Source organism: Alteromonas sp. 4NH20-0056, assembly GCF_057539655.1.
This window is the reverse complement of record NZ_BAAJLS010000002.1, coordinates 392458-413477: the sequence shown is the minus strand read 5'-3', so window position 1 is coordinate 413477 and position 21020 is coordinate 392458. Positions and strand designations below refer to the sequence as shown.

Here is a 21020-nt window from a genome sequence, read left to right as displayed (position 1 = left end):
ATCAAACGCTATCGCGTGGGCACTATCAAAGGAATTGAGAGCACTACGCCTAGCCCACTTCCTCGCATGAGCGGGTCATGCACAAACCAAACATGGCCGCTGTGTAGCCTGACAATAGCAGACACCAACGATAAACCCAGGCCATTTCCCGGTGTCGTTCTGCTGCCATCGGCTCGATAAAACCGTCGTTCTAAATTGACAATATCATGCTCAGTTACGCCAATACCGCTGTCGTTAATAATGATAACCGCATTCGTTGGGGTTGTTGTCAGTTCAACCGTAACCTCGCCCCCCGTTGGGGAATATTTTATGGCGTTATCGACGATATTTGCCACCGCTTGAAACATTAAATTAGGGTCGGCAAACAGTGATACGCTATTAATATCAAATGTTAGTGCAATATTTTTCTCTTCGGCAAGAGGGTGGTAGAGGTCTACAACATCTTCTACCACGCGATCTATCTGAGTGGTGGTGAAACCATCTTTCTTTTGATTAGACTCTAAGCCGCTGATACGCAACAAACTATTGAACATATTTAATAGGTTATCGGCCTCTTGCGTTGTATCGTGGCGTAACTCCTCATCGTCAATACGCTCTAACGTGTTTCGCAGCCGAGCGAGGGGGGTACGTAGGTCATGAGCAATGCTGTCAGTTACCGTCTTTATGTTATTTACTGAACTTTCGATGGTGTCGAGCATGTGATTGAACACCACAGATAGCCGACTTAAATCATCCCAGTTGCTGTCGATTTCTAGCCGTTCCTCTAAACTTCCTGTGCTGATAATGTTATCAGCCGTTTGACTCATTCTGTTAATGCGCTTAACGACATAAATAGCGACCGTAAAGCTAACAATACCAAGCAGGCAAAGGAGAACGATGATTACCCAGCTAAAGGTTTTTCCAAGCCATTGCGCGCTATACAAGTCGTTAATGTTTCTGCCAACAAACAATGTGTAGTCGCCCAATGAAATCACTTGGTAAAGAATATTTTGCTGGGTTAGTGTTCCTGTTTTAGCATCTTTTACCGCTAGCGCAACCATCGCTGTATTGGTCACTGACGATTGCGCGTCGTTCTCAATAATATTCTTTGGCCATGCAGAAAGGTTGCCTGCAATAATGTTCGACATCTTATCTTGAAGTGCAAAAACGGTTTTGTCGTCGTAGGATGCGGGCGCAGTATCTACGGTGCCGATAAAGCCAATAACTGGCTGAACGCCTAAGTTATCGTAAAGTTGAGTGAGTGCAAAAGCTTCAGCGTTCACGGCTGCTTTTGCTTCTCGAATAAATACATCACTGCTCGCTAAGCGCCAAAAATAGATAATGAAGACGATGGCAATAATAGCGAGCGATGAAAGAAGAGCCCCAACACGAAAACTTGAGCTTCGTGTGAAGTCTCTTATGGCTATCACGTAAGCACTTCCGCTATGCGATAGCCAGTCCCTCTTACTGTCTCGATAAGCGGAACGTTAAATGCTTTGTCTACCTTTTGACGTAATCTGCTGATATGCACGTCAATGACATTAGTTTGAGGGTCGAAGTGATAGTTCCACACTTGTTCAAGCAGCATGCTGCGCGTCACGACTTTTCCCTTATGACGAAGCAGGCATTCAAGCAGTTGAAACTCTTTCGCTTGGAGGTCTATCTCAGTGTCCCCACGTTGTACCTTGCGATTAACTAAATCAAGAGTGAGGTCGCCCACCTTAATTAACGTTTTATCTCCGCTGTCTCGTGCTTGTCCTGCAAGACCTTCCACTCTTGCTAACAGTTCTTCGAATGCGAAGGGCTTAGTAAGATAGTCGTTGGCGCCAGTTCGTAAACCACGTACTTTGTCGTCAACTTGGCTTTTTGCACTAAGCAGTAAAACAGGGGTAAGCACTTGCGACTCCCGCAGCTTTTCAAGCACAGTAAAGCCATCCATGATGGGGAGCATTACATCGAGAATAATAACATCACTGTTTTCAGATAATGCTTCTTGCAGGCCCTGGCCTCCATCACATACTGATCTACAATCATGCCCTTGGCCCACAAGCCCTTGCTCTATGTGAGCGGCAACTTTCGGATCATCTTCTATCAGCAGCACATTCATGATTAACTTATCTACTCTATCAACCAAAGTTAGTTGCTATTAATACAGCGAAAAGTGACTATTCCGATCACTTTTCAACTCAACGGGACAATAAGAAAGAGCGTGCCTCTTAACATGTGGCGCTAATAAACAAAACGCGTAAAAACTGCGATGCAGCGCAAACACTGACTAACGCTTAAAACACATCTCTTTATTATAAGGGGTGAAATGCTGTACATCGTTACTCGCACACTTTTTTTGTACCCCGCGCCAGTATTCGGCGGTCATAAGGTCTCCGTGAAGTGATTTTAAGATATCTTTCAGCTTTCTTTTTCCCACAATAAAATGTTCGAATTGTTGTGGAAACACATCAGCAGGCCCTACTGACAGAGTATCTAATGCATAAGGGTCGTCAGAGACCGGAAGCTCGCGAAAGTTTCGCTCGTGCATTAGGCATATTTCGTCATAATCATAAAAAATAACGCGTCCGTGGCGGGTGATGCCGAAGTTCTTATGAAGCATGTCGCCGGGAAAAATATTTGCCATCGCAATCTGTTTTATACAAAGGCCTAGCTCATGTAACGCACTTTTTATTTTTTCCTCGTCAGTTTCCTGTTGCAAGTACAGGTTTAACGGTGTCATTTTTCTCTCGATATAAAGATGCTTTATGATCATTTCATCTTCAGTAAACTCTAGACTACTTGCACAGGTTTCTTTTAGCTCTTCAATTAGCGCAGATTCAATACGAGACAATGGAAAGCGAAAGTTAACGTATTCATGTGTATCTGCCATTCGACCCACGCGGTCTGACATTTTGACCAAACGATAGCAGTCTTTTACATGCTCTCGCGTTATTTTTTTGCTCTCGGCAAATTCATCTTTAATAATTTTAAAGACCACGCCATAGGAAGGAAGGTGAAATACCATCATGACCAGCCCGCGAATACCAGGTGCCGCCTCGAACTTATCGTCAGACTCGTCCATATGCTGAAGGAAGTTGCGGTAGAAAACGGTTTTACCATGCTTATAGTGGCCTAACGCCATATAAAGTTCGAAATGCTTTTTATTCGGTAATAGTTCTTGCAAAAATGCGGCTACTTCAGCGGGGTTTTGCGTATCGGCCATGAAGTAACTTCGCGCAAAACCAAAAATCACGCTTAAATCTTTTCTGTCGGTAAGTAATGCATCTACGAATAGTTTATGCTCATCACTACGTTGCATAGAGATAACAAAAGGCATCGTTTCATCTGGCATACAGATCCTGCCAATTAAATACGCTGACTTCCCGCGAAAGAAAGTAGGGCGCAGAATTTCAACCGCTTGTACACTTGCTAACTGCTCTGTTGACAAGCGGGCGCGTAACGCGCTTTCAAGATTTGCTAAGTCTGCTTCGAAGTCTTCAAAAGCAATGTTATAACGATAAATTTTGAAGATAGCATCATACATTTCTCGCACTGTCGTAGTGGTATCAAAGCTGTATATCACTTTATGCCTATCTTGACCGGGTAAAAAGCATCGGCTGGGCAGAACAAACATCATGCTGTTATCTATTTTACGGTGTTTGAATAACCGGCCAATTACCGAGTTATAAAAGGTTTCTGCTAGTTCAAACTGTGGGTGGCCTTCAAGCTGAGAGGCAAAGACCTTTTTTAGGTTTTGCCAAAAGGTGTCGTCTTTCTGATGCACTTCTGTCAGATGGTAAATCTCAGCGACGGCATCGGATAAGCTTTGTTCATAAATCGTAATACGCTGCTTTGACGCCAGTTGCGTGGCTTTCCAATCACCTTGCTCAAAACGTTGCTGTGCACCACGCGTAATTCGCGTGAACCAACGGTAACTTTTATCAAAATGGGTGAGTACTTGATAAGCCACTTTTTTTTCTAGAACTAGGTCTTGCATGGTATTACCTTTATATAAGCGAGCGAGGTAGCATAGTTATTTCATTTTATACGGCTAGATCTACCACAAAATTAGTGTGAATAACGACATTTACCTTCAAGAAACGGTATAAATTAGTGTTTTTTCTTGTAGTTATGTTTAATATAGAAAATTCCTTATTCTAATAATAATAAAAAATATAGGTATAGTATGGGCTTCAACGTACTGATTTGTGACGACTCTGCACTCGCTAGAAAAATGGCTAAGCGTAATATCCCTGCTGGTTTCGCAACTGAAATTTTAGAAGTATGCAATGGCATGGATGCGCTAGAAGCTTTAGCTCATCACCGTATTGATCTTATTTTACTTGATTTAACTATGCCTGTATTAGACGGTATTGGCGTACTTGAAGAAATGAAACGAAGACAGCTAAAGTCTTTCGTTATTGTCATTTCGGGCGATATTCAGCCAGTAATGAAAGAAAAAGTGTTGTCGCTTGGAGCACTTGCGTTTATTGAAAAGCCGATTAAACAGCAGTTGTTAGAGGACGTACTTAAGCGTTACGGCTTTATACTGCCTGAGAACGTCGCGGTGTAATCACGCAGAAATAATGAAGAAAAAAGGTGCTTTAATAAGCACCTTTTTTCGTTAAAGCGCATGGTGCTTGTCCCACCCCACTATTGGTTTTGCTCGACTAAAGGGATGAAAGACATACTTACCGAAGTGTTGTGTTTTGCATTGTAGCCGCTAATCGCTTCACCCATAAATGTGAACCAGGTTACGTTAGGTTGCCAAATGTTTAGTAAATCCTCTTTAGCAAGGTTCTCATCTTCACCAAGCACAGTAATTCGATACAGGTAGGTAAAAGATGCACCCCGCCAGTTCAATTTGCAGTGAGTAAGGACTTTTTCTTTATCTGGTTCTGCTTGTGCCATCGCCAAGATATATTGCTCAAAGTGTTCAACAGTGGGGTGTTCCCAATCCACAGGAATATTGGTGTACTGTAGCCCAAGGGCGCGCGTTAAGCCGGCTTCGTCACTTCTGTCCCCAGGGATTAAATCGATAACATGGGTAACGCCTGCTGCTTTTAAAAAGGCAAAATGTTCAGGGGCGGGTAAACCAGAACTTTGCATAAAACTATTGTTGATTTGATAATTAGTCAGGCTGTCTAATGAAACGATATTGTTTTTCATCGGTTGCTCATCGGCCTGAGTATTGGCATCGGCAATGGGCACTACTGCAATAGCAGTTGCCAACGTCAACGATAGCAGCACGTTTGGCACATTTCTTATTGTTTGAAGAAGCGTAAAGGCAATCATTTTCCATTCCTTATCTGTTTTCTAAACGGTTAAAGTCCAAATAGCCAAATTCAATAGGATAGTGTGTCTTAAAGTACTCGTGCATGTTATCGGCAAATGCCCAGAAATGAGGGTTTGTTCGTCTTACGCCATAGGCATCTAATAGCGCTGCATAATCTGCCTCAGAAGACATGGTTGAAATGTGTTGTGCAAAACCATTAATGTCAGACACGTCTACTTGCAAAAATGCGTTGGGGTGCGACGTCATAAACCCGCTAGCAAGGGTTACCGTGTCCTCTTCGGGTAATCGTCTGTCATCTTCATTAAAAAGGTGGGAGATATTGGTATGAGCACTGTGTCTAAGCATGGTGTAAAAGTGCTGTTTCCCGTTGCTTTTATCAAATAGTCGCACAATAGTGGATTCAGGCAGTAGCGATACATGTTTACCTTTCTGTTTATTGATTTTTGCAATATTACTTAGCACCACATCACTATCAAACCCATTTTTTACACTATGTCTATGGCTTATAGTGCGTTGATACTTGCGCTTAATTTTATCAAGCAACTCTTGGTATGGGTCATTGGTTTCGTATTCGATATTTGTTTTAAGTTTTGATGTATTGCCTTTGTAGACAAACTCTTCAACTTCGCTTACCGATCCTCTGTACCATTTGTTGCGAATATCTTCTTTGGTTTGGATTGGAAGCAATGATAAGAAGTTGAATTCGCCTTCCATGCGTAAAAAGTCCATATACATTCTGCTATTAAGCTGATGGCCTACGTTGCCATACACGTCATACCCAGCAACAAGCAAATAGTGAATACGTTCAAACAAGGGGTAGGTAAGTACCCAAGCGGTTTGTGGTGTTTCGCCGACGAGCCCTTTCACTACGCTGGCAGCGTCGTTATGACGGAAAATGGTTAATGCCATATTGGGGTTGTCGTTATCACCGTCCCACAATAGATTTAAATCGATACTGATCTTATTTTGAATTTGCGTTTCGATAAATTTCGATTTTGCAGTGAGGTATTCTCGCTCCATTGCCGCATAACTCATCCATGCCGTCGGCAGGGCAGTACTTTCTTCTTCTGCGGGAAGAGCAATATTTTTAAGCGCTTGTTGTATAAATTCGCCATTATTTTGAACAAGATCTAAATCAGGCTCTGAGAAAACAACCCAGAAATGATCGTTAATAACGTTCAACGCCATTTGACCGCGGCAAACCGGGCCTTTAATAAACTGCATGATGGTATTTTGTGCCTCATCAAGCATGTATTTATATCTTGCGTTTATCGGTATTTGAGCAAACGTGATAAACGGGTTAGAGGCTTCTTCCGGAAGATAGGAGGGAAGCGTGGTTACTTGATAACCGTCGTGTAAAAACCATGCTTTCCACTTAGCCATGCGGTTGTCGTTTAACAATACCGGCATATGTGATTTATGGACCAGCGTTTGTTTGACTGGCACAATCCGATAGTAAACACGCTCTATTTTAGGGTCGTCAAAAGGACGACGTGTGTTTACACTTTTTACAGTTTGACCTGGTGCAGTAGAAGACCGGACTACTTTAAAAAACTGTTGTGGTGTTTCGGCAGTAAAATGTAAATGCACTAAAAATAGGTGTTCGAATAAATAGCGGCTCATCAGTTGAGACTGTAATGAATCGCCGTTGAGAAACCGTTCCCATTTCTCAATCTGTTGATGATTGTTATCGGTTACTACTACGTTATCGTTACCCTCTGCGCCTTGGGCAATCCAGTTCATCAATAGATTGTTGTGTTCTTTACTAAGTGCAGGTAAGGCATACGGCATTCCCCATAAAGGGTAGTCGTTTTTATAGGTTTCGATATCGTCGATAGTGGGGCACTGGTATTCACGATTAATATTCAACGGGTACTGCTGTTTATCCAAACGGTTGGGCGATGTTTTGTCTTTTAATAGAGGGTTGTCTTGCTTTAGTTGGAGTAAATGGGCCATCACGCTGGTGGATAAATTGTGAGTTGCTGCTGATTGGTACGCTGGCGAGGAAAATGAATCTGTTGTTGATTGTGAATTATCTGAAATAACGGGGAAGAAGTCTTTTGCTCGCCATTGGTCGAGAGTGTGAGCATCTTCAAACAACCGCGTTAAGTTTGCCTTTACTAGCCTTTCTCCGTCGTAAACCCGTTCCTTATTGGCGCCGCGTTCAATGCCCGTATAAGATCCCATTTTAAGTTGACATGGTGCATCATAACACGCGTGACAGACCACGCAGCGCTGCTCCACAACTGGCTTCACCTGTTGATGATAGTCGACTCTTTCATTTGCAAGGGGGGCTACAATAGGAAGCGGTTGTGCTTTAGTGTCCGAGTAAAAAAAATGGTAAATGCCAGCACTCGCCCCTAGCATTAGTAAAATCAAAATGGAAGAAAACCATCTGTTCATGCAAAGCTCCCTTATGTATTTTTATGGCTTTGCATTTAATTGCACGGTACGGATACTATACAGCGTCGCTAGCCAAGATATTCTCTATTATCGAGAGGATACCTTACCCAGTCATTAAGAAGATAGGGGAAGGGTATAAAATAAACCCGATGAAAACACCGGGTTTATTCAGCTATGTCTCTATTTGTCCATGTGTACAACTGAGCGAATGCTTTCACCTTTGTGCATTAAGTCAAAGGCATCATTAATACCGTCTAACCCCATCGTGTGAGTGATGAACTCTTGCAAGCCAAACTCGCCGTTTAAGTATTGCTCTACTATGCCAGGTAGTTGAGAGCGACCTTTCACACCACCGAAAGCAGAGCCACGCCACACGCGACCGGTAACCAGTTGAAATGGACGTGTAGAAATTTCTTGTCCCGCACCTGCCACACCTATAATGACAGATTCGCCCCATCCCTTGTGGCAGCACTCTAAGGCAGAGCGCATAACATCGACATTCCCAATGCATTCAAATGAATAGTCCACACCACCGTCTGTGATATCAACGATATGTTCTTGAATAGGTTTATCGACGAGCTTAGGGTTAATGAGGTCGGTGGCACCAAGTTGTTTCGCAAGGTCGAATTTACTTTCGTTGATGTCGATTCCAATGATGCGACCTGCGCCTGCCATTCGCGCACCAATAATTGCCGAAAGGCCGATACCACCTAAGCCAAAGATAGCCACGGTGTCGCCTTTTTGTACTTTTGCTGTGTTCAATACCGCGCCCATTCCCGTCGTAACACCACAACCCAATAAGCACACTTCATCAAGTGGGGCAGTCTTGTTTACTTTGGCCAAGGAAATATCTGGTAGAACGGTATATTCAGAAAAGGTAGAGCAACCCATATAGTGATATATGGTTTCGCCATTTTTGGAAAAACGGCTGGTTCCATCTGGCATTAGCCCTTTGCCTTGCGTGGCTCTTACTGCTTGGCACAAGTTCGTTTTACCCGACGTACAGAATTTACATTCACCACACTCAGCGGTATAGAGAGGGATAACATGATCACCGACCGACACACTGGTAACGCCTTCGCCGACCATTTCTACGATACCGCCACCTTCATGGCCCAATACTGATGGGAATACACCCTCTGGATCTTCGCCTGACAGCGTAAACGCGTCAGTGTGACATACGCCAGTAGCAACAATGCGAACCAGTACTTCCCCTTTTTTAGGTAGTTCTACATCAATTTCTTCCATTTTAAGTGGTTCGCCTGGGGCCCAGGCCACGGCAGCTTTTGACTTAATATGGGTTTGCCCTTCACTGATTTGTAATGTCATTTAAAATTCCTGTGGTTGCGATTTTTCTAAGTCGCATAAGTATAGAGAGCGAAAAAGACTAGATAAATGCGCTGTACGTAATTTATTATTACTTATACGTAATAATGAAGTGTGACAAAAAGAGAGTGTTTATGACGTGGGAAGGTATTGTCGAATTTGAAGCTGTGGCGCAAACACGAAGTTTTACCCTTGCGGCTACAAGACTAAACACATCAGGCGCGCAAGTCAGTAGGAAGGTTGCCTCGTTAGAGCGTCGTTTGGGAGTGAAACTTTTTAACCGAACTACACGCAGTGTGTCACTAACTGAAGCCGGCGTATTGTACTACGCGAAAGTTAGTGATGCGCTTTCATTGCTGTCTGATGCTGACAATGCCATGAGTGAACTTCAAAAAGCGCCAACAGGTTTGATTAAAATGACAGTTCCTGTGGCCTATGGAGAGGCGTTCATCGCGCCATTAGTCAATCAATTCTTGCGTCGTTATCCCGATGTTCGTATTGACTGCCAATTTACTAATGACCGAGTCGACATCGTAGAGCAGGGGATTGATGTGGCTATTCGCATTGGTGCGCTAGAAGATTCTACATTAGTGGCCAAAAGGTTAGCGACGAGGCAGTTGTATGTTTGCGGAAGCCCCGACTATTTTCTCAAATACCCGCCACCCTCGACCCCTTTTGAGTTAAAAAATCATCAGTGTTTAATTGGGTCGCAAACGCAATGGCGTTTTCGTACCGATAAAAAAGCAATCAAACTGACAGTGAAAGGACGTGCGCGGTATAACAGTGGTAATGCCTTGCGTGACGCCGCACTTCAAGGCATTGGATTGGTGCAGTTACCCGAGTTTTATGTTCAGAAAAATATAGCCAGTGGAGAATTACTTGAAGTGCTGAGTGAATCAAGAGACGAGCGAGAAGGCGTGTGGGCGCTGTTTCCTGCAAGTAAAAATATGGCATTGCCTGTACGTTCTTTGGTTGATTATCTTGCATCGCAATTAGCTGAGCGTGACTAAAAGTGGTTTTTTAGGGTAAGAAAACAAATAAACTGGTTTGTTGCCGCACTATATGTTCAGCGTGATGACCAGCCTAAACTACATTATTTTAATTCGTACTGGCAGTGTATCCGCGATATCACCACTAGTTCCTTGTTTTTGCGTCTGTTATTACCATAGTGTCTCTATTTATGCAATGTGAAAGCCTCCATGTTGCAATTTATGCAACACAGTGTGGTGAAAACTGCGGTTGACAGATAGACGTCTATACGGCAAATTGAACGCATGAAAAAGATTTTACTGATTGGCACCACCGGCATGATGATTACCACCTTAAATAGGGCGGTCGCTGGCTAGTGCAAATAGCAAAAGACAACGAAAGCCCGCTCATAACGAAAGCGGGCTTTTTTTTACTTACGTTTTTGCGAGCAAAACGACGACAAAAACGTTGATGTAACCTTAAGGAGCAGCACATGAAAGTCTTAAAGTTTGGGGGCTCATCACTTGCCGACGCACCGCGTTATTTGCGCGTAACCGACATTAGCACGGCCACCCACCAAACCGACGGCGCTGCGGTCGTTCTCTCAGCGCCCAAAGGGGTAACCAATGCGTTATCGTTGCTCTGTGAACAAGCCGCTGCGGGTGAAGATTTTGCGCCGTTATTCGACAAATTAACCACCACGGTGACGGGGATAGCGAACGCGCTCAACGAAGCGCTTGATAACTTTCAACATGCTCACGTTATCGATTTTATTGAGTCTCATTTATCGTTACTGAATAAGCATTTAGATGGCATCAAGCTACTTGGTGTGGCACCAGATAACATTGCTGCCGGCATTTTAAGTATCGGTGAATATATTTCTGTGACGTTATTCAGCGCAATCTTGTCGTCTAAAGGGATAAAAAACAGAGTTATCGACCCTGTTGACTATATTCTTGCCGACGGTGAATGCTTAGACAGCATTGCAGATGTTGCCCTTTCTAAAGCGCGATTTACCGACGTTCCTTGCGATGGAAGCGAGCTGCTTATCATGCCGGGTTTTGTTGCTGCAAACGAAGCGGGAGAGAAGGTTACGTTAGGGCGGAACGGTTCTGATTATTCTGCTGCCATCCTTGCAGCCTGTATTAGCGCCGACTGTTGCGAAATTTGGACTGACGTGGATGGTGTTTACAATGCCGATCCTAACCAGGTTGAGGGTGCGGTTTTACTCGATAAACTCACCTATCAAGAGGCGATGGAGCTGTCGTATTTTGGGGCGAAAGTGTTACACCCTAAAACAATAGGCCCGATTGCTCAGCACCATATTCCGTGCTTGATCAGAAATACGCTAAACCCTGCCGCGCCTGGTACGCTCATTAGCAATGAAAAGAGCGAAAAATGGACATCGGTTAAAGGTATCTCCCAGCTTGATAATGTGACGATGTTTAACGTTGCAGGGCCAGGCCTAAAAGGCATGGTAGGCATGGCAAGTCGTGTATTTGAAGTCATGTCTAATGCGAATATTTCGATAAGCCTTATTACACAATCTTCTTCAGAGTATTCCATCAGTTTCTGTATTCAGAACAAAGATGCAAGCCGCGCGCTGAACCTACTTGAAGATGCGTTTGCTCTTGAGTTACAAAATCAATTACTAGATCCCATTGAGGTTAGGCATGAGTTAGCCATAGTGACGTTAGTAGGTGACGGCATGCGTCACACTAAAGGGTTGGCAGCGCGCTTCTTCAATTCCTTAGCCCAGGCTCGTGTTAATAATGTAGCCATTGCACAGGGGTCATCTGAACGCTCCATATCAACGGTGATTGAGAGCAAGCGCGCGAAAAAAGCGGTTAAGGTCATTCACCAGAATTTTTTCTCAAATCGTCACACCATTGATGTTTTTCTGGTTGGGTGTGGCAATGTAGGCACAGAATTACTCAACCAGATAGCAAAACAGCAACCTACACTGCTTCAACGCAACATACAGCTAAGAGTGTACGGTATAGCAAACAGTAAAAAACTGTTGTTGAACAGTCAGGGTATCGATTTAACACAAGAATGGAAGCCGGCCCTAGATGCAGCGGGCGAAGGGTTAACCACCGAGCGACTTCAGCAGTTTGTTAACGACAATAGTCTTGTTAACCCCGTTATTGTCGATTGCACAAGCCACGAAGCAATCGCCAACCAATATGTAGAAATGATGGAAGGCGGCTTTCATGTTGTTACGCCAAACAAAAAAGCCAATACCAGTTCGATGGCCTACTACCACAAACTACGTAAAACGGCGCTATCGACGAATCGCCAGTATCTTTATGAAACCACAGTGGGTGCAGGACTTCCGGTAATCGATAACCTACAGAAACTATTTAGTGCAGGCGATGTATTACATCGGTTTGAAGGCATCTTGTCTGGCAGCTTATCTTACGTTTTTGGTAAGTTAGAAGAAGGTATGACGTTGTCGGTGGCCACCAAAACAGCAAAAGATAACGGGTTTACTGAACCTGACCCTCGCGATGATTTGAGTGGAATGGATGTTGCCAGAAAGCTGCTTATTATGGCTCGAGAAGCGGATTTAGCCTTGGAGTTATCTGACATCGAGATTGAATCAGTACTGCCTGAGGGTTTCGCTGAGGGATGTTCAGTTGATGAATTTATGACAAAGTTGCCGGAGCTTGACGAGGCGTTCTCCAAACGTGTTGATGCCGCAAGAGCTGATGGCAATGTTTTACGCTATATCGGCAGTATTGAGGGCGATAAGTGCAAAGTCACGATTCAAGCGGTACCGGCAAGCAATCCACTATCTCAAGTGAAAGACGGCGAAAATGCGTTGGCAATTAACAGTGATTACTACAATCCTATCCCTTACGTTATCCGTGGGTATGGTGCAGGTGGCACGGTTACCGCAGCGGGCGTATTTGCTGACATTCTTCGTACCATGCCGTGGAAACAAATGGCGCATTAATGAAAGGTGAAGCAATGAAAACACTACGTGCTTATGCACCTGCCTCGATTGGTAATGTGAGTTTAGGATTTGATGTCTTAGGTGCATCACTTGAACCTGTCGATGGCACTCGCCTAGGTGATGAAGTTGATATTACAGGTGCAGAGCAGTTCTCTCTCACTACGGTGGGCAAATTCGCGCATAAACTTCCCGGTGATGCAGACAGTAATATCGTAACTAAATGCTATCACTATTTTTGTAGTGAAATGGAGCGTGTTGGAAAAACAACAACACCTGTTGCCCTTACGTTACATAAAAACTTACCAATAGGTAGTGGGCTAGGTTCCAGTGCTAGCTCGATAGTGGCAGCATTTGTAGCGTTAAATGCATACTTCGATTCCCCCTTCGATGAAGATACCTTGTTGACCATGATGGGGGAGCTTGAAGGGCAAATAAGCGGAAGTATCCATTATGATAACGTTGCGCCGTGCTATCTTGGAGGCATGACGCTGATGACGGGGGCGACCTCACCGGTCACGCTTTCATTACCGCTTAATAATGAATGGTATTACGCCATTTGTTACTCAGGCATTAGTGTATCAACCGCAGCGGCCAGAGATATTCTACCGAAAAACGTTGATATGGCGACGGCGCTCACGTTTGGGCGTCAGCTTGGTGTTTTTGTTCATGCATTGCATGTAGGTAACTTTGCGCTTGCCGCATCGGTAATGAAAGACGTTATTGCAGAGCCCTATAGAAAATCACTGCTTCCAGGGTTCGACGAGGCACGCGCATTTAGCGAGAAAGAGGGAGCACTGGCGTTTGGTATTTCCGGCTCTGGTCCCACGGTTTTCGCAGTATGTAACTCAAAAGCACAAGCAACACGCGTTGCGGCTTATCTTAACGAACACTATATTCAAAACGAAGATGGTTTCAGCCATGTGTGCCAGATACCAACTGCCGGCACAACCGTAACGCAACATGACTAGCGTAAAGTCTTAAACGTTGCTTGGCATATTGAAAAAAGGTAATAACAAGTGGAATTGGTAAATTTAAAAGATTCAACAGATACAGCAAGCTTTGCCGAAGCGGTTAAGCGTGGTTTAGGTAAACACCAAGGTTTATATTTTCCAGAAAACATTCCCACATTGGAAAATATCGATGCGTTACTCGAAAAACCGTTTGTAGAGCGCAGTATTGATGTGCTTGGTGCGCTTATTGGTGACGAACTTGATGCCGGCGAGTTAGAAAGTATTGTAAAAACTGCATTCGCATTTGGTGCTCCGGTAAAGCCCATTACTGATAATGTTTATACCTTAGAACTCTTCCATGGCCCTACGCTTGCTTTCAAAGATTTCGGCGGTCGTTTTATGGCGCAGACGTTGTCACGTATAAGCGAAGGCAAACCCATCACGATTTTAACGGCGACATCGGGTGATACCGGTGCCGCGGTAGCCCATGCATTTTATGGTATAGAAAATATTAACGTGGTGATTTTGTTTCCTAAAGGCAAGATCAGCCCTTTGCAAGAAAAGCTTTTCACTACGCTTGGCGGTAATATTCATACTGTTGCAATTGATAGTGACTTTGATGCGTGCCAATCACTCGTTAAGGCCGCGTTTGACGACGTAGATGTAAGAGAAGGGCTTCACCTAAACTCAGCGAACTCGATAAACATCAGCCGTTTGCTGGCACAGGTTTGTTATTACTTTGAAGCATTCAGTCAGCTACCTAAAGATAAGCGAGATCAGCTTGTGGTGTCTGTGCCAAGTGGTAACTTTGGTAATCTTACTGCCGGTATGATTGCTAAGTCGATGGGCCTGCCCATTAAGCGCTTTATTGCGGCCACTAACCTAAACGATACCGTTCCACGGTTTTTGAAAACGGGGGAGTGGGCACCTAAGTCAACCATTGCCACCATCTCCAACGCGATGGATGTAAGCCAGCCGAACAACTGGCCGAGAATTGAAGCATTAATTGAGCAGGGTTATATCGACAAAGGCTGCTTAAAAGGCGAGATGGTTGACGAAGAATATACGCAGTTAGCCATGCGTCAACTTGCGCAATTAGGCTATACCAGCGAGCCTCATGCGGCATTAGCATACCGTGCGGTAAGTCATGACTTAGAAGAGGGTGAAATAGGCTTGTTCCTTGGCACCGCTCACCCCGCTAAATTCCGCGAAACGGTAGAAAATGTATTGGGTAACCCTATAAGCTTGCCGAAACCGCTTGCTGATGTTGCCGGCGAGGATAGCCTAGCGGTTGATCTCCCTGCTTCTTATGCGTCACTTAAAGCACATATGATGAACTTGCTTAAGTAATGATTACTTGGGATGACGTTATTGCTGAGGAAAAGCGCAAACCGTATTTTACTGCGCTTACTGAGAAAGTAAGCGAGGCTCGGCGCGCTGGTGTAACGGTATTTCCGCCACAGTCAGATACATTCAATGCACTGGCAATGACGGCGCTGCATGACGTGAACGTCGTTATATTGGGGCAAGACCCTTACCATGGTGATAATCAGGCTCACGGGCTGTGTTTTTCAGTTCGCCCTGGGGTTAAGACGCCGCCGTCGTTAGTGAATATTTATAAAACATTGGCTGATGATATTGAAGGCTTTACCGTACCTAGTCATGGCACGCTTAACGCTTGGGCACAACAAGGCGTACTGTTGTTGAATACTGTGTTAACAGTAGAAAAAGGTATGCCGAATAGCCATGCAAAATGGGGCTGGGAAACGTTTACTGACGCCATAATAGACGCGGTAAACACACACTGTGAACACGTAGTGTTTCTCTTGTGGGGCAGCCACGCGCAAAAAAAAGGTAAGCACGTGAATCGCGAAAAACATCTTGTTTTACACGCGCCACATCCTTCACCGCTTTCAGCTTATCGCGGTTTTTTCGAGTGCAAACATTTTAGCAAAGCAAACCATTACCTATCAATAAACGGAAAAACGCCCATTAATTGGCAGGTATAGTTAGGTTGCTCGCCTAAAACGTAAAAAGCCGCCAAGTTATTTAACTTGGCGGCTTTTTTTATCGTTCTAGCGTTTCTAGCTCGTATTCGAACCCACAATCTAATTCAGCGAGTTCTTTTTCTAATCTATTGCGATCCTGCAAGGCTTCGATTTCTCTCCACTTTCGTTTTTTGCTTTTTGTTTTCGCTGGGCTTGCTTCAATATCTAGCATGGCAAATAGGTCTGATTTGTCCATTTGGATCTCCTTCTTCTTACCACTACAACAGTACAGAGCTTTTTATTTCCTTCTGTACGTTTTTTATCACAGCCATCACAAGAATAAAATACTTTCGTTTACTTTTTATTAACAAAATGTGACGTTGTCGTTACAGCTGGGTATTGTGAAGGGGTCAGCGAGACAAATAAAAACGGCCGAAACTATATCGGCCGTTCAAATGTGGTTGCATATTTCAGGTTATTGCACGTGTTGTACAAACCTAAAGTAAGCAACCGGTGTCAGATTGCACCATATGGACAGTATTAAAGCTGGCTACTTTCCTTATTTTGGTGCATTCGCTGCTCTGAAACGGGCAATTAACTGTTGAGTAGACGTATCAAAACTATCGTCTTTCGCCTCACCATTAATGCCAGAAAGCACTTGATTTCCAAGTGCTTTCCCTAATTCTACGCCCCATTGGTCGAATGAATTAAGGTTCCAGATTACACCCTGAACGAATACCTTATGCTCATACATTGCAACCAACGCGCCAAGAGTTTTCGGCGTAAGACTTTCGAACAAAAATGTATTGCTAGGGTTATTACCTGGCATGGTTTTATGCGCGGCCAAACGTTTACGCTCATCTTCTGGTAGCTCGCTATCTGCTAAATCTGCATAACATTCTTCAAATGTCTTACCTTGCATAAGCGCTTGAGTTTGTCCAAAGCAATTACTCGCAAGCATGGCATGATGGGTGTCATCTTGATTTGGAACGCTAAGCGGCAACATAAAGTCAGCAGGAATAACCCCTGAACCTTGGTGGATTAATTGGTGAAAGCTATGTTGACCGTTAGTCCCTTCACTTCCCCAAATAATGGGGCCAGTAGGGTAGTCGACAGCTTCACCCGATTGCGTCACTTCTTTGCCGTTGCTTTCCATATCTAACTGCTGCACGTAAGCGGGTAGCCCACGTAAATAGTGGTAGTAAGGTAATAAAACGTGTGACTGGGCGTCAAAGAAGTTGCGATACCACACGCCTAGCAGGGCCAGTAGCACTGGCATGTTTTCTTCAAGTGGGGCAGTGGTAAAGTGGGTGTCCATATTAAACGCCCCTTCCAGCAACCCTTTAAAGCTTTCAAAGCCTAACGCGAGCGAAATGGGTAAACCAATTGCAGACCAGAGCGAATAACGCCCGCCTACCCAGTCCCACATTGGGAATATATTGTCTTCGCTGATGCCAAACTCGGTAGCGGCTTTCACGTTTGACGACACGGCAACGAAGTGTTTTGCAATATCGCTCTGCGTTGCGCCAGATTTCAAAAACCATGCTTTCGCCGTTAGCGTATTTTGCAGGGTCTCTTGCGTCGAGAATGACTTCGAAGACATAACAACGAGCGTTTCTTCAAAGTCGACGGTTGAGAGCACATCATGAATATGGCACCCATCAACGTTAGCAACAAAATGTACTTTAACGGCATCAACGGTATGCGGCTTTAAGGCCTCAGTCATGATTTTAGGGCCCAAGAATGAGCCACCAATACCAATAGCGACAATGTGTTTAATTGGTTTGCCGGTGTAGCCTTTGTGTTCGCCGCTATGCACGGCATGCGTGAATGTTTCAATTTTAGCTAGGGTGTCGTGCACTTCTGGCATAACGTTTTGGCCATCAACCAGGACGGGTCTGTCTGAAAAATTTCTCAGTGCAGTATGAAGAACGGCGCGCCCTTCAGTACTGTTTATCTGTTCACCAGAAAACATGGCATCACGGACAGACTCTAGGTTGCAGGCTTTGGCCAAATCGAACAGGGCAGTAAGTGCTTCGTCATTTACTCGGTTTTTTGAATAGTCGAGGTATAAACCGCACGCTTCTAGTTGCATTTTTTCAGCGCGTTGCGGATCGCTATTGAACCAGTCTCGCATATGCGTTTGTTTTATCGAACTTGCTAATGTTGATAGCGTGTCCCACTGAGGTAATGAAGTAAGGTTACTCATAAAAATAATTCCTTAAGCACCTAGTTTTTCGCGAAGCATAACTTCTAGTTTATCTTGGTCAGCGGCAAAGTTACGGATACCCTCTGATAACTTTTCAGTCGCCATTGCATCTTGGTTCATGTCCCAGCGGAATTCTGCTTCACTTAGACGTTCGCCCGGCGTTTGTGTCGCACCGGTATCTTTTAATTTAACGCTTAGCTCACCTGGTTCATTGGCGAGTTCTTCTAAAAGTCCTGGGCTTATAGTTAGACGATCACAACCTGCAAGCGCCTGGATTTCACCTATATTTCTAAAGCTCGCGCCCATTACAACGGTTTTGTAGCCATGCGCTTTATAGTAATTGTAGATTTTCGTTACTGACACTACACCTGGATCTTCATCGGCCGCGTACTCAGTTGTGCCTGTTGCTTTTTTGTACCAGTCTAATATACGACCTACAAAAGGAGAAATAAGATATACACCCGCCTCGGCGCAAGCACGAGCTTGTGCAAAACTGAACAGCAACGTCAAATTACATTGAATACCTTGCTTTTCGAGCTCTTCAGCAGCTTGAATGCCTTCCCATGTAGACGCAATTTTTATAAGAATTCGAGACTTATCAATACCAGCATCTTTGTACAGCTGTACAAGGCGTTCTGCTTTTTCCATAGTCGCTTGTTTGTCAAAAGAAAGACGTGCATCAACTTCTGTTGAAATTCGCCCAGGAATGGTGCCTGAGATTTCTTTGCCGATGGCTACCGCCAGTTTATCGGCGGCATCGACCAATTGCTGCTCGCTATCGTTTGATTGCAATTTTGCCCACGCAACGGCATCGTCTATTAAACTTGCATATTGTGGCAAACTTGCTGCTTTTAGTAACAATGACGGGTTCGTCGTTGCATCTACTGGCTGGTATTTTTTTATCGCGTCAATATCACCGGTATCGGCAACAACAGTAGTGATGTCACGTAAAGAAGCTAGCTGATTGCTCATAATTCTCTCTAATTCTAGTTTAACTAATAGGGACACCTTGCTACGACAGCAAAGTGAATAATATGATACGCGTGTGCGTTTGTAGGGCCACAACACTTGTATGAAATAAGCGTTTGTTTGTTATGTTGTAGTTATACCAAACCCGTGTGAAAATTTATAGCGCATAACGCGTAAATAGCTGCTAATCGGATTTGTCTGTTAAGGTGATTTGGCTCTTTCTTATTCCATAACCGTAGATAGTACTTCTGAAGTGGTATACTACTGCCATAGAAAATGTAAGGAGTTCAGATGTTAGTCGTCGTTTCCCCCGCTAAAAACTTAGATTTCGAAACTGGTGTACCAGTAGATAAAAACACTCAGCCACTGTTACTTAATGACACTGAGCGACTAATGGAGGTGTGCCGAACGTTATCGCCATCAGACTTGTCTTCATTGATGAAAATAAGTGATAAATTAGCCACATTAAATGCGAATCGGTTTGCCGAATTTTCCACGCCTTTCACGACAGATAATGCACGACAGGCGATGTACGCATTCAATGGTGATGTGTATACGGGCTTAGATGCATACACGTTAAATGACGACGCTGTAGCATATGCGCAAACACATCTGCGCATTCTTTCAGGGTTATACGGCTTGCTCCGGCCGCTTGATTTAATGCAGCCCTATCGCCTTGAAATGGGAACAAAGTTAAGTAACCCAGACGGCAAAGATTTGTACGCGTTTTGGGACACAAAAATTACCGAGACTTTGAATGAAGCAATGGCTGCACAAGGTGACAATATACTGGTTAATTTAGCGTCTAATGAATACTTCAAAGCCGTGAAAAAGAACACGCTAGATGGCATGATCATTACGCCCACCTTTAAAGACTGCAAGAATGGGCAATATAAGATTATTAGTTTCTTCGCCAAAAAAGCGAGGGGCTTGATGGCCCGTTACATCATTGAAAACGAAGTGGCCGATGTCGCGGGTTTAAAAGCGTTTGATACCGATGGTTATCAATACAGCGAAGAGCAGAGCTCGGCCACAGAGCTTGTATTCTTGCGTAATCAAGAAAGTTAATAGGTAGCCGCGAGCGTGATTGTCATGTCACGCTCGCTGCCTCACAACGCTTCTATCTTTCTACTGCGGTATCCCTCGCACTGTGCACTTTCTGAAACACTTCGTAACAGGGTGAAATAGATTTCATCTAGCACTTTACCCCTAATACGCTTACAGTAATCCGCTTATAAACGCGAAGGCGTTACCTCACTATCATCACATGAAGCATGAACACGTTAATGTTGAGGAAAACGTATTGTCTTTTATTTATAGAGGAGTGCGGGATGTATACATTATACGGTTACCCTAAGACCCGATCGGTTCGGGTTGCGTGGGCATTGGAAGAACTCGGATTACCTTACGACTATGAAATTGTAGATTTAAGAGCTGGCGAGCATTTAAGCGATACATTTAAAGCGTTAACGCCATCAGCAAAGATACCCGTACTGGTCACGCCTGATGGCGCCTTGTCTGAATCCGCCGCAATCGTAACCTTTCTCGCAGAAAAGCATGGGATGCATGAATTCATTCCCGCACCAGCAAGTTTTACGCGCGCAAAATATGAGCAAGTGATGGTCTTTCTTGTGAGTGAACTTGAGCAGCCGCTGTGGAGCATGGCCAAACACACCTTTGCGCTTCCTGAAGCACAGCGTATCCCTCAAATGTTAAACACCGCTCAGTGGGAGTTTGCGAAAGCGTTGAAAGCCTTTTCACTGATGCTCGCTGATAGCGAATTTGTATGCGGCAATACCTTTACTATGGCTGATGTAATTGCAGGACACGTTTTGTCATGGGCGCGAGGCAGTAAACAAGATTTAGCGTATGACAACGTGAAAGCCTATGCTGAGCGCATACTTTCACGTCCAGCTTACGAGAAAGCATGGCGCCGAGAGACGGCATCGTTGGCAAGTAAGTCCTCAGATTAACTATTAAAATA

The 21020-nt window shown here is 44.2% G+C and carries 17 protein-coding genes; 8 read left to right on the top strand and 9 right to left on the bottom strand.

Annotation, left to right across the window (positions count from 1 at the left end; all coding sequences use genetic code 11):
• Positions 1–8: 8 nt before the first annotated feature.
• From AC27EZ_RS05345 to aceK, 3 genes are all read right to left on the bottom strand, one after another.
• The gene (locus tag AC27EZ_RS05345; protein WP_487134332.1) at positions 9–1409 is read right to left on the bottom strand and encodes a HAMP domain-containing sensor histidine kinase; all 1401 of its coding nucleotides are present in this window, start codon (positions 1407–1409) and stop codon (positions 9–11) included.
• Positions 1406–2086, bottom strand: coding sequence for a winged helix-turn-helix domain-containing protein (locus tag AC27EZ_RS05340; protein WP_487134489.1), 681 nt, complete (start codon positions 2084–2086; stop codon positions 1406–1408). The genes AC27EZ_RS05345 and AC27EZ_RS05340 overlap by 4 nt, the downstream gene beginning before the upstream one ends.
• A 168-nt stretch (positions 2087–2254) precedes the next feature.
• Positions 2255–3964, bottom strand: a complete 1710-nt coding sequence (gene aceK, locus AC27EZ_RS05335; protein WP_487134331.1) for a bifunctional isocitrate dehydrogenase kinase/phosphatase — start codon at positions 3962–3964, stop codon at positions 2255–2257.
• A gap of 189 nt (positions 3965–4153) precedes the next feature.
• On the opposite strand from aceK, the gene AC27EZ_RS05330 reads away from it, so the two are divergent.
• Positions 4154–4540, top strand: coding sequence for a response regulator (locus tag AC27EZ_RS05330; protein WP_487134330.1), 387 nt, complete (start codon positions 4154–4156; stop codon positions 4538–4540).
• Positions 4541–4620: 80 nt separating this feature from the next.
• On the opposite strand, the gene AC27EZ_RS05325 is transcribed toward AC27EZ_RS05330, so the two are convergent.
• From AC27EZ_RS05325 to AC27EZ_RS05315, 3 genes are all read right to left on the bottom strand, one after another.
• On the bottom strand, positions 4621–5262 hold the full coding sequence (locus AC27EZ_RS05325; protein ID WP_487134329.1) for a protein tyrosine phosphatase family protein: 642 nt from the start codon (positions 5260–5262) through the stop codon (positions 4621–4623).
• Between the two features lie 10 nt (positions 5263–5272).
• Positions 5273–7666, bottom strand: a complete 2394-nt coding sequence (locus AC27EZ_RS05320) for a fatty acid cis/trans isomerase (protein WP_487134328.1) — start codon at positions 7664–7666, stop codon at positions 5273–5275.
• 180 nt (positions 7667–7846) lie between these two features.
• Complete coding sequence (locus tag AC27EZ_RS05315; protein WP_487134327.1) at positions 7847–8995, bottom strand: S-(hydroxymethyl)glutathione dehydrogenase/class III alcohol dehydrogenase; 1149 nt, start codon at positions 8993–8995, stop codon at positions 7847–7849.
• A 131-nt stretch (positions 8996–9126) separates the two neighbouring features.
• On the opposite strand from AC27EZ_RS05315, the gene AC27EZ_RS05310 reads away from it, so the two are divergent.
• The 5 genes from AC27EZ_RS05310 (at position 9127) to ung (ending at position 15879) form a co-directional block, all read left to right on the top strand.
• The gene (locus AC27EZ_RS05310; RefSeq protein ID WP_487134326.1) at positions 9127–10002 is read left to right on the top strand and encodes a LysR family transcriptional regulator; all 876 of its coding nucleotides are present in this window, start codon (positions 9127–9129) and stop codon (positions 10000–10002) included.
• A gap of 452 nt (positions 10003–10454) precedes the next feature.
• Positions 10455–12920, top strand: coding sequence for a bifunctional aspartate kinase/homoserine dehydrogenase I (thrA, locus tag AC27EZ_RS05305; RefSeq protein WP_487134325.1), 2466 nt, complete (start codon positions 10455–10457; stop codon positions 12918–12920).
• A 14-nt stretch (positions 12921–12934) separates the two neighbouring features.
• Positions 12935–13888: a homoserine kinase gene (thrB, locus tag AC27EZ_RS05300; RefSeq protein ID WP_487134324.1), complete on the top strand. Its 954-nt coding sequence runs from the start codon at positions 12935–12937 to the stop codon at positions 13886–13888.
• A 48-nt stretch (positions 13889–13936) separates the two neighbouring features.
• On the top strand, positions 13937–15220 hold the full coding sequence (gene thrC / locus AC27EZ_RS05295; protein WP_487134323.1) for a threonine synthase: 1284 nt from the start codon (positions 13937–13939) through the stop codon (positions 15218–15220).
• Positions 15220–15879 carry a uracil-DNA glycosylase gene (ung, locus tag AC27EZ_RS05290; RefSeq protein ID WP_487134322.1) on the top strand — a complete coding sequence of 220 codons (660 nt, stop codon included), beginning with the start codon at positions 15220–15222 and terminating at the stop codon, positions 15877–15879. Before thrC ends, ung begins: the two co-directional genes overlap by 1 nt.
• A 58-nt stretch (positions 15880–15937) precedes the next feature.
• Here ung and AC27EZ_RS05285 read toward each other — a convergent pair whose 3' ends face one another.
• The 3 genes from AC27EZ_RS05285 to tal all read right to left on the bottom strand — a co-directional run bounded on the left by AC27EZ_RS05285 (position 15938) and on the right by tal (position 19039).
• Positions 15938–16114, bottom strand: a complete 177-nt coding sequence (locus AC27EZ_RS05285) for a DUF3545 family protein (RefSeq protein WP_487134321.1) — start codon at positions 16112–16114, stop codon at positions 15938–15940.
• A 303-nt stretch (positions 16115–16417) separates the two neighbouring features.
• Positions 16418–18067: a glucose-6-phosphate isomerase gene (pgi, locus tag AC27EZ_RS05280; RefSeq protein WP_487134320.1), complete on the bottom strand. Its 1650-nt coding sequence runs from the start codon at positions 18065–18067 to the stop codon at positions 16418–16420.
• Between the two features lie 12 nt (positions 18068–18079).
• Positions 18080–19039: a transaldolase gene (tal, locus tag AC27EZ_RS05275; protein ID WP_487134319.1), complete on the bottom strand. Its 960-nt coding sequence runs from the start codon at positions 19037–19039 to the stop codon at positions 18080–18082.
• A gap of 288 nt (positions 19040–19327) precedes the next feature.
• On the opposite strand from tal, the gene yaaA reads away from it, so the two are divergent.
• Both yaaA and AC27EZ_RS05265 read left to right on the top strand, forming a co-directional pair.
• Complete coding sequence (gene yaaA / locus AC27EZ_RS05270; protein WP_487134318.1) at positions 19328–20104, top strand: peroxide stress protein YaaA; 777 nt, start codon at positions 19328–19330, stop codon at positions 20102–20104.
• A gap of 263 nt (positions 20105–20367) precedes the next feature.
• Positions 20368–21009 carry a glutathione S-transferase family protein gene (locus tag AC27EZ_RS05265; RefSeq protein WP_487134317.1) on the top strand — a complete coding sequence of 214 codons (642 nt, stop codon included), beginning with the start codon at positions 20368–20370 and terminating at the stop codon, positions 21007–21009.
• Positions 21010–21020: the final 11 nt, after the last annotated feature.